This is a genomic window from Streptomyces capoamus (assembly GCF_014654935.1).
Taxonomy (GTDB): Bacteria; Actinomycetota; Actinomycetes; order Streptomycetales; family Streptomycetaceae; genus Streptomyces; species Streptomyces capoamus.
On sequence record NZ_BNBF01000037.1, the window covers coordinates 8,450 to 8,861 of the forward strand.

1 pseudogene is annotated in these 412 nt (G+C 75.0%); it reads left to right on the plus strand.

The annotated features are described in order from the left end of the window. Nucleotides 1–224: pseudogene (locus IE312_RS43285) on the plus strand (methylmalonyl Co-A mutase-associated GTPase MeaB); the annotation flags it as partial. Nucleotides 225–412: the final 188 nt, after the last annotated feature.

Sequence of the window (412 nt, forward strand, 5' to 3'; positions counted from 1 at the left end):
AGAAGCACCGGGCCTGGATGGAGGAGCGGGGCGTCCTCGCCGAGCGCCGCAAGGCCCGCGCGGCCCGCGAGGTGGAGACCATCGCCGTCACCGCGCTGCGCGAACGCATCGGCGACCTGCACGGCGACCGCCGCCTGAGCGCCCTCGCCGAGCGGATCACCGCCGGCGAACTGGACCCCTACCGCGCGGCGGACGAGCTGGTCGCGGGCCTGACCCAGGGCTGAGGGCTCGCCGGCCCGGTGATCGCGCTGCTAGCGTGAGGGGCATGTTCCTCCTCCTGGCGTAGAGCGCACACCCCGGGACCGCGGGGCCGTACGACGGCCACCGCGCCCTTCGGTGTCCCTCTTCCGCCTCTCCCAGGGGAACTTCCGCGTGTCCACGCACCTCTCGCGGCCCTCGTACGCCGCCGTCC